This window comes from Halosegnis longus, from assembly GCF_009663395.1.
Taxonomy (GTDB): Archaea; Halobacteriota; Halobacteria; order Halobacteriales; family Haloarculaceae; genus Halosegnis; species Halosegnis longus.
Map to the genome: position 1 here is coordinate 2,143,875 of NZ_QKNW01000001.1, position 10,886 is coordinate 2,154,760.

Below are 10,886 nucleotides of genomic sequence, written 5' to 3' on the forward strand. Positions count from 1 at the left end.
CACAACGCTTTTGCACAGATACACCCACTGATGTACATATATGAACGCCGACGAGATGGCCCCCGAGGTGCGGTCGATCCTCGACGCGGCCCGCGACCGTGGCGGCGGCGACGGGCGCGTGTCCGTCGACCCGCGCTCGCTCGCGGACGCGTTCGCGAGCGCCGAAGCCGACGGTCGCGTCCCGCTCATCGCGGAGGTCAAGCCCACCAGCCCGACGACGGACGGTGAACGCCGCGACGACCCAGTCGACCTGGCACGCGAGATGGTTGCCGGCGGCGCTGCCGCCCTCTCGGTGCTCACCGAACCCGACCACTTCGGCGGCTCCGTCGAGACCCTCGAACGGGTGCGCGCGGCCGTCGACGTGCCCGTCCTCCGGAAGGATTTCCTCCTCGACGAGGCGGCCCTCGACGTGGCCGAAGCCGACGTGGTACTGCTCATCGCGCGGTTTCTGGGCGACGACCTCGAACCGATGCTCGCCGCGGCCCGCGACCGCGGTTTTCAGGTGCTCGTGGAGACGCACACCCGCGCGGAACTCGACCGCGCCGTCGCGGCCGGCGCGGAGTTCATCGGCGTCAACAACCGCGACCTCGCGGAACTGGAAGTCGACCTCGCGACCTTCGAGTCCGTCGCGCCGACGGCCCCCGAGAGCGTCACGCTGATAGCGGAGAGCGGCATACATACGGTAGACGACGTGCGACGGATGCGCACGGCCGGGGCCGACGCCCTGCTCGTCGGCTCGGCGATCATGGACGGCGACGTCGAGCAGAACACACACCGACTCACACATGCCAGAGACTGACACAACGTTCGGCGACTACGGCGGCCAGTACGTCCCCGAGGCACTGATGCCCGCGATAGAGGAGTTGACCGACGCCTACGAGCGGTACGTCCTCAACAACGAGGACGGCTTCATGGACGAGTTCCGTGAACGCATCCGCGACTTCGGCGGCCGGCCGACCCCGCTCCAGCGCGCGGACAACCTTTCTGAACGCTACGACCGCGACATCTACCTCAAGCGCGAGGACCTGCTCCACGGCGGCGCGCACAAGCTGAACAACGCGCTCGGCCAGGTGTTGCTTGCGAAGTACATGGGCAAAGAGCGCATCATCGCCGAGACGGGCGCGGGCCAACACGGCACCGCGACCGCGATGGCCGCCGCCCACCTCGATATGCCCTGCGAGATTTACATGGGTCGCCGGGACGTGAACCGCCAGCGACCCAACGTGTTCCGCATGCGCATCAACGGTGCCGAGGTCAACCCCGTCGACACCGGCCGCGGTACCCTGAAGGAGGCGATTTCCGAGACCATGCGCGACTGGGCCACGACCGTCGAGAACACCCACTACGTCATCGGCTCCATCGTCGGTCCGGCACCGTTCCCCGCGATGGTGCGTGACTTCCACCGGATCATCTCCGAGGAGACGCGCCGGCAGACCCGCGAGCAGTACGGTCGGCTTCCGGATTCGGTCGTCGCCTGCGCCGGCGGCGGCTCGAACACGATGGGCATCTTCGCCGACTTCACCAGCGACTCCCCCTTCTCGACGGCCCCCGACTCGAACACCGACGCCGACGATGACGTGTCGCTGTTCGCCGTCGAGGCGGGCGGCTCCTCGCTCGACGTGGACGAGGAACGCGGCGTCGCGCCCAACTCGGCCTCGCTCTCGACGGGGAGTGAGGGCGTCCTCCACGGTGCCCGCACCAAGCTCCTCCAGAACAGCGACGGCCAAATCATGGAGTCTCACTCCGTCTCCTCCGGACTCGACTACGCGGGCGTCGGTCCCGAACTCGCGAAGCTCGTCGACGACGAGCGCGTCACGCCGGTGAACGTCGACGACGACGCCGCGCTGGAGGCGTTCCACCGCCTCTCACAGGAGGAAGGGATCATCCCGGCCCTCGAAACGGCTCACGCGCTCGCCTTCCTCGAAACCGAAACCGACGCCGACCTCGGTGAGTTCGTCGTCGTGAACGTCTCCGGTCGCGGCGACAAGGACCTCGAAGCCGCGCTGGAAGAAACCGCACAACGCGACATTCCGAACGCGCCGGCGATGGAGGTCTTCGATGAGTAATCCGGCCATCGACGCCGCCTTCGCCGACGAACCGGCCTTCATCCCGTATCTCGCCGCCGGCGACCCCAGCTACGACGCCTCGCTCGAATACGTCGAGGCGTTGGCCCGCGGCGGGGCCGACATCATCGAACTCGGCTTGCCGTTCTCGGAGCCGATTGCCGAGGGGTCGACCATCCAGAACGCCATCGTTCGCTCCCTGCAGGGCGGGATGACGGTCGGCCGCTACTTCGAGTTCGTCACCGACCTCGACGTCGACGTGCCGGTCGTCTGCATGACCTACTACAATCTCATTTACCAGTACGGCGACGAACCGGGCCCGGAGCCGTTCGTCCGGAAGGCGAAGTCCGTGGGCATCGACGGGTTCGTCGTTCCCGACCTCCCCGCCGAGGAGGCCGACCCGCTGCGCGAGGCGTGTGACGAACACGGTCTCGACCTGGTGTTCATCGTCGCACCAACGACGGACGACGAGCGACTCGACCGGCTCGTCTCGCTGTCCTCCGGGTATCTGTACGTGCAGGCGCGACTCGGCGTCACCGGGGCGCGCGACGACGTGAGCAGCGAAACCACGTCGAGTCTCGACCGACTCGCCGCGTACGACATTCCCAAGGCGGTCGGCTTCGGTATCAAGACCGGCGAGCACGCACGCGACATAATTGCCGGTGGCGCTGACGGGATTATCGTCGGCAGCGCACTGGTGGATATCATCGCCGAGGGGACGGAGGCGGACGCCCCGACCGAGGAGACGGCGGCCGAACTCGAATCGCTCTGTGAAGAACTGAAGGCGGGCGCGCTGGAGGGCGCACAGTAGACACATGCACACAGGACTCAACGCACGACTCGACCGGATTCGCACCGACGGTAACTACTTCATCGTCCCGATGGACCACGGCATCACGATGGGTGCCGTCACCGGCCTGAAGGACATCGAATCGACGATCGACGGCGTCACCCGCGGCGGTGCAGACGCCGTCCTCACCCAGAAGGGAATCGCCCCGCGCGTCCACCCGAACAAAAACGAGAAGGGGTACATCATCCACCTGAACGCCTCCACGACCATCGGGCCGGACGAGGACGACAAGCGGATGTCAGGCACGGTTGAGGAGGCCGTTCGTGCCGGCGCGGACGCCGTCTCGCTCCACATCAACGTCGGCTCCCAGTACGAGCCGAAGCAGCTGGAGGACCTCGCACGGGTGACCGACGAGGCGACGCGGCTCGGCATTCCCGTCCTCGCGATGGCGTACGCCCGCGGCGAGGGTATCGACAGCACGGACCCCGAATCCCTCGGTCACGCCGTCCGCTTCGCCGAGGAACTGGGCGCGGATGTCGTCAAGACGGGCTACTCCGGCGACCCCGACAGCTTCGAGCACGTCGTCGAGTCGACGCGCCTGCCGGTCGTCATCGCCGGCGGCTCGAAGGGGACGAACCGCGAGACCATCGAGGCCGTCCGCGGGACGATGGACGCCGGCGGCGCGGGCGTCTCGATGGGTCGCTCCATCTTCCAACACGACGACCCCGAGGCTATCGCCACCGCCGTCAGCGCCGTCGTCCACGACGACGCCACCACCGACGAGGCGCTCGACCGCGCCGACCTCGCGTAGTTTTACACCGTCTCGTCTTGTCGCCGTCGCCATGGGCACAGTCAGTTACGACTTCGACGGCGAGACGGTCGTCGTAACCGGCGGCGCGAGCGGCATCGGACGGGCGGCCGCGGTCGCCTTCGCCGGTGCCGGCGCGTCGGTCGTCGTCGCGGACATTCGCGAGGAGCCGAAAGACCGGGACGCGACGACGCCGACACACGACCTCATCACCGATACCGGCGGCGAGGCGACCTTCGTCGAGACGGACGTGTCGACTCCGGACGACGTACGCGACGCCGTCGAGCGAGCGCGCGAGTACGGCGGCGTCGACGTGATGGTGAACAACGCTGGGGTGAACCGCCACGGACACCCGACCGACCTCGACGCGGCGGACCTCGATGCGATGTACGAGGTGAACGTCCGGGGCGTCCACCTCGGCACGCAGATCGCGGCCGAAGACATGCTCGACCGCGACGCTCCCGGCTGCATCGTCAACACCGCCTCCATCTCATCGAACGACGCCCAACACGGGCAGGTCGGCTACGACGCTACCAAGGGAGCGATTCGGATGCACACCCGGACCGCGGCGCTCGACCTCGCCGACGACGGCATCCGGGTCAACGCCGTCGCACCGGGCCAGATTGCGACGGAGTTCTCCGAGGGGTGGACCGAGGAGGCGGAGACCGGCGCGCGCGAAGACGACCTCCTGAAGCCCGTCCCGCTTGGCCGGGCCGGCCATCCCGAAGACGTCGCGCCGGCGTTTCTCTGGCTAGCGAGTGAGGCTGCCGGGTACGTCACCGGCGAACTGCTCCACGTCGACGGCGGCTGGCAGGTCTCGTAGCTCACAGGTGGAAGGGGTTCTCCGAGCGCACGAGCATCACGTCGTAGCCGCGGTCGGCGGTGACGCCGCCGGCGACACTCGATAAGGACGTGACCATCGTCCCGGCGTTCTCGCTGCCGATGAAGACGACGCTCGCGTCTGCATCCTTGGCGACGCGTCGGAGGCGCGCGGCAATCGTCCCGGCGGGCGCGTGGCGGTCGACGTACTCGAACCGGACGGTGGCCTCGGGCGCGAGGTGGTGGACGCGCTCGGTGACTCGGGTCTCGATCGTCTCGCGGTCGAACGACTCTCCCGGCCGCAACCAATCTCTGTCGCGGGCGTACGCTGTGTTTCCCTGCGGGAGCACCGTCACCGCGAGCAGCTCGGCGTCGAAGCCGGTAGAGAACATCACCGCGCGCAACAGCGCCGCTTCCGACAGCGGCGACCCGTCGAACGGAACGAACAGCACCATACCCGTGGTACGCGCGACCGGTAATTAGCGGTTACTCAAGCAGCCGCGTGAGGTCCGAGAGCGACTCCAGCGTGTGGTCCGGCGTGTGGGTGTCTGCCCGCTTGCCGCGGTCGCCCTCGCGGGGGTACCACGCCGTCTGGAGACCAGCGCCGCCGGCACCGGCTACGTCGTGGTGGAGCGAGTTCCCGACGTAGAGCGTCTCGGTCGGGTCGGCGTTCAGGTCGGTGAGCGCGCGGTCGAACGGCTCGCGGGCCGGCTTGGGCGGCGTCTCCGCGCCGGCGTACACGGTCGTGTCGAACGCCGACTGCAGGTCGAGCGCGCGGAGCTTCTGTCGTTGCACCTCGGGCCCGCCGTTCGTGATGAGCCCGACCGGGCCGAGCGCGCGGGCCGCATCGAGTGCGGCCTCCGCGCCGGGACGAAAGCGCACGTCAGTGTGGTCGGTCGCAGCCTCGTACGTCCGGGCGAGCGTCTCGGCTGACTCCGTCGGCCCGCCGTGGCGCTTTGCCGCCGCCCGGAACAGATACGTCAGGAACTGGTGGTCGTCGTCCGCGTCGGGCGTCTCCGAGGCCAGCGCCCACAGTTCGTCACTGGAGCAGAAGCGACCGACGCCGGCCCGACGAAACGCCGTGTTCAGGGTCTCGTCGCCGTCTTGCCGATACTCGATGAGGGTGTCGTCTAAGTCGAAACACACCGTCTCGACCGACGACCGCGAGAGAGTCATACAACAGGTGACAGCTACCCGGACAAAAGCCGTTCGGCTGTGCGATTCAGACCGCAAGACCCGTAAGCGCGACCCTCTCGTGGAGAGTGTGGAGACGAGCCACGAGGTGCGAGTCGGCGACGCACGCGACCTCTCGGTGGGGAGTGTCGACCTCGTGGTCACCTCGCCGCCGTACCCGATGGTGGAGATGTGGGACGACAGCTTCACCGCACAAGACCCCGCTATCGGGGCGGCACTCGACGCCGCAGACGGCGACCGTGCCTTCCAGCTGATGCACGACGTGCTCGACGACGTGTGGGCGCGACTCGCCGACGCCGTGAGCGACGGCGGTATCGTCGCAATCAACGTCGGCGACGCCACCCGCAACACGGGTGAGTTCCAGCAGTACCCCAACGCCGCGGAAATCACCAGCCGGATGCGGAGCCACGGGTTCAGCACGCTCCCCGATATCCTCTGGCGCAAGCCGACCAACGCACAAAACAAGTTCATGGGCAGCGGGATGCTACCGACGAACGCCTACCCGACGCTCGAACACGAGCACATCCTCCTGTTTCGCAACGGGGGGCCCCGGGAGTTCCCACCCAGCGACGAGACGCGCTACGAGTCGGCGTACTTCTGGGACGAGCGGAACACGTGGTTTTCGGACGCGTGGGAGATTCGCGGCCGTCGCCAGACCCTCTCCGACGGCGGCCGCGACCGGTCGGGCGCGTTCCCGTTCGAGGTGCCCTACCGGCTCGTCTCGATGTTCTCCGTCTACGGCGACACGGTGCTCGACCCCTTCTGGGGGACCGGCACTACGTCGCTTGCAGCACTCGTCGCGGGCCGCAACTCCGTCGGCTACGAGCGCGACGGCTCGCTCCTCTCGGCCTTCGAGCAGGCAGTCACAGAGGCCCCGACCCTTTCGAGTGAGGTCGTCGGCGAGCGACTCGACAGCCAGCACGCCTTCGCCGCCGACCACCCCACCAGCTACGAGGCCGACCACTACGACTTCGGCGTGAAGACGCGCCGCGAGCGCCGGATTCGCCTCTACGAGGTCGCGGACGTGAGCCGCGACGGTCGGACGTGGCACGCGACGTACGACCCCGTCTGAGCCGTGTCGTCGGGGTTTTCATCCCACCGCGCAACCTTCGGGTATGACCGACTACGCGCTCGATTTCGAGCGGTTCCGACTCGCCGCCTCGACGGCCACGCTCGCCGACGAACCCGCGGCCCGCGACCACGCCGACCTCGTCGAGTTCCGGATGGACCTCGCCGCCGACCCGCTCGACCAGCTCGCCGACTACGACGGCGACCTCCCCCTCCTGTGCACGAACCGTCCGACGTGGGAGGGTGGCGAGGCCGGCGACGACGGGCGGCTGGACGCGCTCGAAACGGCGAGCGAGCACGACGCCGTCGCCGCAATCGACGTCGAGGTCGCCGCCATCGAGGACGGCGCACAGCCGACGCTCGAGTACGCCCACGAGCACGACGCCGCAGTAATCGCAAGCGTCCACGACTTCGAGGGAACGCCCGAGAGCGAGCAGCTGGCGCGACTGCTGGCGCGGGCGGCCGCGGCCGGCGACGTTGGCAAGCTCGCCGTCACGGCGGAGACGCGCGAGGAGACGCTTCGACTGCTCTCGATTACGCACGCGATGACCCGGGAGGGTGCGGCCGTCGCGACGATGGCGATGGGCGAGGTCGGGGCGCACACCCGCGCGGTCGCGCCGGGCTACGGCTCGAAGCTCGGCTACGCGCCCGTCGACCCCGCCGACGCGACCGCGCCCGGCCAGTACGACCTCGAAACGCTCGCGGGCCTCGTGGAGTCGCTATCAGAATAAGCTGCGGGGGGATTACTTCTCGATGATGCTCTCGTCGACTTCCTCGCCGAAGTGGCGGGCGGTGTCCTCGTAGTAGACGAGAATCTCGTCGCCGGCCTCGAGTTCGGTCACCGCCGTCCGGCCATCTTCGGTGGCGACCTTGATGGTCTCGGCGTTCTGGAGTAAGGTCTCGATGCGGTCGCCGTTTTCCGTTTCGGCCTCGACGCGGAACATCGGGCGTTTCTCGATTTTCGCACGACCCACGATTGCCTCACGCGTCGAGCCGTCCGTCGCGACGATCTGTACCTCGTCGCCGGAGCCGAGTTCGGCCAGATACTTCGTCCCGCCGCCGGGCGTGCGGGCGTAGGCGTGGACCGCGCCCGCGTTCACGCGGAACGGGCGGGAGGCGACGTACGGCGACTCGGCGGTCTCGGCGTGGACGAAGAACAGCCCCCGCGACATCGAGCCGACCAACATCCCCTCGTCGTGGTCGAACATCGAGCCGGTGTCGACACAGACGCGGTCGGCGCTGCCGGTCTCCTCGACGGCGGTGACGGTCGCGTACTCCAAATCGAGCTGTTCGCGCTCGGAGGCGTCGCGCACGTCCACCACGTCTCGAATCGTCCCCACGTCGCCGCTGTCGAGTAGGACGGCGTCGGCACCGAGTTCGAGCGTCTCGAAGGCGGTGCGAGCCTCCTCGGCGTTGCGCACACCGGTGACGAGCTCCGTCTCGTCGCCGATGCGCGCGATGAGATTCTCGAGCGGGATGATCTGCCAGTCCTCGCCGATGACGACGGTGTAGTCGGCCTCGGTGGCGGCCTCCTGCGCGAACGTCTCGTACTCTTGGTTCAGAATCCGGACGTAGGAGGCGTCGGCGTTGCCACGACGCAGCGTCGTCAGGTCCGCACTCCCGGAGAAATCAGACGGGAGGTCGACCGTCGAATCGCCCTCGCCGCCCTTCCCGACGACGCGGATGTCCGGTTCGCCGTAGTCGTCGTCGCTGTCCATCACGTGCACGTCGTCACCGACGAAGGCGGCCACGGTCACCTGTCCGAGTTCGCGGACGCGGTCGACGTCCTTCGCATCGACGAGAACGACGTCGACGCCGGCCTCCAGCCCGGCGGTGATGCGCTCGCGGCGTGTCTCCCAGTCGCCGACGGTGTCGTCGGCCTTCAGCCAGACAGAGCGTGTCATACCGGAGATTCGAGAAGCCGAATCTTGAACGTGGCGAAAGGGGTTACGCCCAGCTGTCCGGACCGAAATCCGGATTCACGCACCGCTCTGTCGTCTCGATGGCGTCGATTGCCTCGATATCCTCGTCGTCGAGTTCGAGGGCCAGACTCTCCCAGTTATCGCGGATGTGACTCTCGCTGGTCGCCTTCGGAATCGCAGTGACGCCCTTCTCGCGCAGCCACGCCAGACTCACCTGCGGCTCGCTCACGTCGTGTTTGTCGGCGATGTCGGAGACGGTCGGCATCTCGAAGACGCCGCCGCGAGCGAGCGGGGAGTACGCGACAAGTTCGATGTCGGCGTCCGCACAGTACTCGCGCAGTGCTTCCTGTCGGAGCTGCGGATGCATCTCCACCTGATTGACGAACACGTCGTCGCCGAGCACGTCCCGTGCGGCGTCGAGGTGCTCCGGCTCGAAGTTGGAGACGCCGATGCGCTCGATGAGCCCATCCTCCTTCAGTTCGGCAAACGCCGACAGCGTCTCCTCGGCGTCGTACGCCCCGGCCGGCCAGTGAACGTACATCAGGTCCACGTACTCCGTACCGAGCTTTTCGAGACTCTCCTTGGTGGAGGCGATAACGTCGTCGTGGCCGAGCTTCGGTATCCACACCTTCGAGGCGAGGAAGATGTCCTCACGCGGCACGTCGGCGGCGGCGATACCGTCACCGACACCCTCCTCGTTGCCGTAGATTTGGGCGGTGTCGATGTGGCGATACCCCATCTCCAGTGCGGACTGGACGGAGTCTGCGACCTGCTGTTGGTCGTCGTTCTCCCACGTGCCCAGTCCGAAGACGGGCATGCCGTCGCGTACCGGAACCTCGTCGGTCGACTGTTGTTGTGACATACGTCCGGATACACGACGAGACGGAAAACGGCTTACGGTCGCGGCGGGTCCCCGCGCTACGAGAGCGGGTTCCAGCGGCCGTAGGGGTCGGTGATGCGGTTGCGCGCGAGCTGGGCGAGATACGACAAATCGCCCGGTTCGAGGAGCTTGGCGATAGAACGCAGACTTCCGGTGTTTGCACTCGACAGCGTGTCGTTCGGCAGCTCACGCATGGTGCGGACGAACCGGTCGTACCGGTCGTTGTCGACGAGATACAACAGCTCGGTCATGAGCAGCCGCTTCGACATCTTCGGTGCGACCTGCTCGCTCCAGAGCCCGTCGTAGATGCTCATCTCGTCGGCGGAGACGTTGCGGTCCGTCCCCGTCAGACAGTGGTCAGCAGTCACCGCCGCCGCGCGACCCGACTTCATCCCCTGGTGAATTCCCTCGCCCCACAGCGGGTCGATGGTCGGAACGGTGTCGCCGACGGCCATGAAGCCGTCCGTCGAGAGCGAGCCGGGCATCTGGATGTGCGCCGACCCCCGGAGGATGTGCTCTCCCTCCATGGCTTGTGCGCCCTCGAACCGCGGGTCGGTCTCCCGCCAGTAGTCGAGGTAGTCGTCGATGCGCATATCGTCGCGTGCGACCTCGTCGTGGCGCTCGTTCTGGATGTAACAGACGCCGACCTTCGCGGTGTCGCCGCCGGTGTGGAAAATCCACGAGTAGCCGCCGGGCGCGATGTCGTGGTCGAGCCGCAGCATCATCGACCCGGTGAGGTCGGCGTACTCCTCGTGGTCGAGGTTCAGCCCTTCCAGCTTGTAGTCGATGCCGATAGCCTGGTTCGCGCGGTGGAGGTTCACCACGTCGAGTTTCTTCGCCAGCGACGCGCTCGGCCCCGTCGCGTCCACGACGATGTCGGCGTGGACTTCCTTGGACCCGTCGTACGTCACGCCGACGACGCGGCCGTTCTCGGTGATGGGCGTGTTCACCCGCGCGTCGAAGCGCACTTCCGCACCGTTCTCGCGGGCCTCCTCGACGAGCCACTGCTTGAACGCCACGAAATCGAGGACCGCGCCCGGCTGCTCCTGTTCGTAGTGGTCGTTCGGCGACTCGACGATGACGCTGTCCGTGAACTGCTCCACGAGGCGGTCGGGAACGCCGAATGCGCCGGTCATCCGCGGGAACGTTCCGGCGGTCGATTTGTTGCTCTGGCGCGGGAACTCGTCTTCGGGTTCGGTCTCTAAGAGGAGGACATCGTAGTCGCGTGCGGCGAGGTCCCGGGCACACTGTCCCCCGGCCGGACCTGCGCCGGCGATGATGACGTCGAAGTTGTCGGCATCGTCTCCGCTCATACAGATTACGCGTGCTCCCGGCTATCAGG

The 10,886-nt window shown here is 67.4% G+C and carries 12 protein-coding genes; 7 read left to right on the forward strand and 5 right to left on the reverse strand.

From position 1 onward, the window contains the following. Positions 1-40 precede the first annotated feature (40 nt). The 5 genes from trpC to DM818_RS11645 are packed head-to-tail and all read left to right on the forward strand — an operon-like array spanning position 41 to position 4,484. Positions 41-799 (forward strand): indole-3-glycerol phosphate synthase, encoded by a 759-nt coding sequence (trpC, locus tag DM818_RS11625; RefSeq protein WP_123124153.1) that lies wholly within the window; start codon positions 41-43, stop codon positions 797-799. Next, positions 786-2,066 (forward strand): tryptophan synthase subunit beta, encoded by a 1,281-nt coding sequence (gene trpB / locus DM818_RS11630; protein ID WP_075936569.1) that lies wholly within the window; start codon positions 786-788, stop codon positions 2,064-2,066. The genes trpC and trpB overlap by 14 nt, the downstream gene beginning before the upstream one ends. Next, positions 2,059-2,874 (forward strand): tryptophan synthase subunit alpha, encoded by an 816-nt coding sequence (gene trpA / locus DM818_RS11635; RefSeq protein WP_075936568.1) that lies wholly within the window; start codon positions 2,059-2,061, stop codon positions 2,872-2,874. The genes trpB and trpA overlap by 8 nt, the downstream gene beginning before the upstream one ends. Before the next feature lie 4 nt (positions 2,875-2,878). Next, complete coding sequence (locus tag DM818_RS11640) at positions 2,879-3,664, forward strand: 2-amino-3,7-dideoxy-D-threo-hept-6-ulosonate synthase (protein WP_075936567.1); 786 nt, start codon at positions 2,879-2,881, stop codon at positions 3,662-3,664. Positions 3,665-3,695: 31 nt separating this feature from the next. Then, the gene (locus DM818_RS11645; RefSeq protein WP_075936566.1) at positions 3,696-4,484 is read left to right on the forward strand and encodes an SDR family NAD(P)-dependent oxidoreductase; all 789 of its coding nucleotides are present in this window, start codon (positions 3,696-3,698) and stop codon (positions 4,482-4,484) included. 1 nt (position 4,485) lies between these two features. Here DM818_RS11645 and DM818_RS11650 read toward each other — a convergent pair whose 3' ends face one another. Next, complete coding sequence (locus DM818_RS11650) at positions 4,486-4,935, reverse strand: universal stress protein (RefSeq protein WP_075936565.1); 450 nt, start codon at positions 4,933-4,935, stop codon at positions 4,486-4,488. Between the two features lie 31 nt (positions 4,936-4,966). Continuing rightward, a complete protein-coding gene (locus DM818_RS11655) occupies positions 4,967-5,656 on the reverse strand; it encodes an HAD family hydrolase (RefSeq protein WP_075936564.1) in 690 nt (229 codons plus the stop codon). Positions 5,657-5,744: 88 nt separating this feature from the next. On the opposite strand from DM818_RS11655, the gene DM818_RS11660 reads away from it, so the two are divergent. Together DM818_RS11660 and DM818_RS11665 are read left to right on the forward strand one after the other, a co-directional pair. Then, complete coding sequence (locus DM818_RS11660; RefSeq protein ID WP_075938396.1) at positions 5,745-6,746, forward strand: DNA-methyltransferase; 1,002 nt, start codon at positions 5,745-5,747, stop codon at positions 6,744-6,746. 43 nt (positions 6,747-6,789) lie between these two features. Further along, on the forward strand, positions 6,790-7,473 hold the full coding sequence (locus DM818_RS11665) for a type I 3-dehydroquinate dehydratase (RefSeq protein WP_075936563.1): 684 nt from the start codon (positions 6,790-6,792) through the stop codon (positions 7,471-7,473). Positions 7,474-7,485: 12 nt separating this feature from the next. Here the strand turns inward: DM818_RS11665 and DM818_RS11670 are convergent, their stop codons facing one another. From DM818_RS11670 to DM818_RS11680, 3 genes are read right to left on the reverse strand one after another with little or no spacing between them, the layout of a single operon-like run. Further along, positions 7,486-8,646 carry a 3-dehydroquinate synthase II gene (locus tag DM818_RS11670; RefSeq protein ID WP_075936562.1) on the reverse strand — a complete coding sequence of 387 codons (1,161 nt, stop codon included), beginning with the start codon at positions 8,644-8,646 and terminating at the stop codon, positions 7,486-7,488. A 43-nt stretch (positions 8,647-8,689) separates the two neighbouring features. After that, positions 8,690-9,526 carry an aldo/keto reductase gene (locus DM818_RS11675; protein WP_123124152.1) on the reverse strand — a complete coding sequence of 279 codons (837 nt, stop codon included), beginning with the start codon at positions 9,524-9,526 and terminating at the stop codon, positions 8,690-8,692. Between the two features lie 56 nt (positions 9,527-9,582). Continuing rightward, entirely contained in the window at positions 9,583-10,857 is a 1,275-nt protein-coding gene (locus DM818_RS11680) for a digeranylgeranylglycerophospholipid reductase (RefSeq protein ID WP_123124151.1), read from the reverse strand. Positions 10,858-10,886: the final 29 nt, after the last annotated feature.

What these genes read in the sequence shown, in the direction of transcription:
- trpC (WP_123124153.1), top strand. Translation starts at nt 41, where the DNA reads ATGAACGCCGACGAGATGGCCCCCGAGGTGCGGTCGATCCTCGACGCG.
- DM818_RS11645 (WP_075936566.1), top strand. Translation starts at nt 3,696, where the DNA reads ATGGGCACAGTCAGTTACGACTTCGACGGCGAGACGGTCGTCGTAACC.
- DM818_RS11680 (WP_123124151.1), bottom strand. Translation starts at nt 10,857, where the DNA reads ATGAGCGGAGACGATGCCGACAACTTCGACGTCATCATCGCCGGCGCA.
- trpA (WP_075936568.1), top strand. Translation starts at nt 2,059, where the DNA reads ATGAGTAATCCGGCCATCGACGCCGCCTTCGCCGACGAACCGGCCTTC.
- DM818_RS11650 (WP_075936565.1), bottom strand. Translation starts at nt 4,935, where the DNA reads ATGGTGCTGTTCGTTCCGTTCGACGGGTCGCCGCTGTCGGAAGCGGCG.
- trpB (WP_075936569.1), top strand. Translation starts at nt 786, where the DNA reads ATGCCAGAGACTGACACAACGTTCGGCGACTACGGCGGCCAGTACGTC.
- DM818_RS11655 (WP_075936564.1), bottom strand. Translation starts at nt 5,656, where the DNA reads ATGACTCTCTCGCGGTCGTCGGTCGAGACGGTGTGTTTCGACTTAGAC.
- DM818_RS11665 (WP_075936563.1), top strand. Translation starts at nt 6,790, where the DNA reads ATGACCGACTACGCGCTCGATTTCGAGCGGTTCCGACTCGCCGCCTCG.
- DM818_RS11675 (WP_123124152.1), bottom strand. Translation starts at nt 9,526, where the DNA reads ATGTCACAACAACAGTCGACCGACGAGGTTCCGGTACGCGACGGCATG.
- DM818_RS11670 (WP_075936562.1), bottom strand. Translation starts at nt 8,646, where the DNA reads ATGACACGCTCTGTCTGGCTGAAGGCCGACGACACCGTCGGCGACTGG.
- DM818_RS11640 (WP_075936567.1), top strand. Translation starts at nt 2,879, where the DNA reads ATGCACACAGGACTCAACGCACGACTCGACCGGATTCGCACCGACGGT.